The following is a 1,544-nucleotide window of genomic DNA, read 5'->3' as shown; positions in this document are numbered from 1 at the left end:
GCTCGGCGGATCGGCCGCCGCCGGCACCGGGATGCTGATCGCGCAACGCACCCTACGACCCATCATGCGCGCCGCCACGTTGGGCGCCGAGCCGCGGCTTGCCGTGCCGAGCGTGTACGCCCGGCTGGTTCTGCTGTGGTTTCTGTGTAGCGCATTTCCCATCGCCGTCATTGCGACGATGGTCGTTCTCCGCTCGTACGGTTGGCTGATCGAGAAGTCCGCGTCGCTGGACGTGCCGATTCTGGTGGTGTCGCTGGCGGCGCTGGTGTTGGGACTGCCCACGATGATTCTGACCTCGCGGTCCATCTCGGATCCGATCGGCGAGGTCGTCGACGCGATGGCCGAGGTCGAGCATGGCCGGATGGACACGTTTGTCGGCGCCTACGAACGTTCCCAGATCGGGCGTCTGCAAACGGGATTCAACCGGATGGTGGCCGGGCTCGCCGAGCGGGACCGGATCCGCGATCTGTTCGGGCGCCACGTCGGCGCCGACGTCGCGCAGCGCGCCCTCAACGAGGGCGCATCCCTGTCGGGCGACGTGGTCGAAGCGGCCGTGCTTTTCATCGACCTGGTGGAATCCACCCGGCTCGCGGAAAGCCGCCCCCCGCAAGAGGTCGCGGAGGTGCTCAACGACTTCTTCCGGATCGTCGTGAACGCCGTCGACGAACAACACGGGCTGGTCAACAAATTCGCCGGCGATGCCGCGCTGGCCATTTTCGGGGTGCCGTTGCCGGCCGACGAGCCGGCCTCATCGGCATTGGCGACCGCCCGTGCACTGGGCTCCCAATTGCGGCGGCTGCCGGTCGATTTCGGCATCGGCGTCTCAGCGGGGCGGGTGTTCGCCGGCAACGTCGGCGCCGAAAACCGGTACGAGTACACCGTGATCGGTGACGCCGTCAACGAGGCCGCGCGGCTCGCCGACCTCGCCAAAACATCCGACCGGCGGATCCTGTGCTCGGCGGGTGCCATCGATGCCGCGGGCGAGGCCGAGCGCGCGCAGTGGGCCGAATGCTATTCGACGGTACTGCGCGGGCGATCCGAGGCCACCCACGTCTCGGCGCCGACGGGCTCGGCCAGCTAACCGGCCGACCCGCGTCAGGACTTGGAGACTTTCAGCGCGGCAATGATTTTGCCGACGAGGTCCGCCGACGCGGCATCGCCGATGGGTGTGCTGCCGATGAAGACGGTGACCGGCTTCGTATCGACGGCGATGATGGTGACGGAATCGCCCTTGACGTTACGACTGGGATCGGCGATCGTGACGTCGGCGTCGACCCGGGCGGCCTTGGTGCCGTCGACGGTGATCGACGACGACTTCGTCGGTCCGAGCGTGGGCTGCGCGTTCGCGTAGCCGGGGCCTGCGACGATGCATTGCATCAACTTCGTGGCTTGGGCCGTAAGGTCCATGCTGGGAACGAAGTTGGTGACGGCGACCTCGGCCGTCATCATCCACTGATTGGCCCCGGGCACGTCCTGGGCGACGCCGAGCCCGCCGATCAGGTTCGGGCCCTGGTCGTCCGAGAACACCGTCCACCCGCCCGGCG

General features: G+C 67.9%; 1 protein-coding gene and 1 pseudogene. One reads left to right on the top strand and one right to left on the bottom strand.

Annotated elements, in window-relative coordinates:
- Positions 1–1,081 (top strand): adenylate/guanylate cyclase domain-containing protein (locus A5652_RS14740; RefSeq protein WP_067352523.1); only part of this gene is annotated, 1,081 nt, incomplete at its 5' end.
- 14 nt (positions 1,082–1,095) lie between these two features.
- On the opposite strand, the pseudogene A5652_RS14735 reads toward A5652_RS14740, so the two are convergent.
- Positions 1,096–1,544: pseudogene (locus tag A5652_RS14735) on the bottom strand (hypothetical protein); the annotation flags it as partial.

It is taken from the genome of Mycobacterium sp. 1165178.9, from assembly GCF_001673555.1.
Lineage (GTDB): Bacteria > Actinomycetota > Actinomycetes > Mycobacteriales > Mycobacteriaceae > Mycobacterium.
Note: the sequence above shows the minus strand (reverse complement) of the source record. Positions and strands in the feature narration are given on the sequence as shown.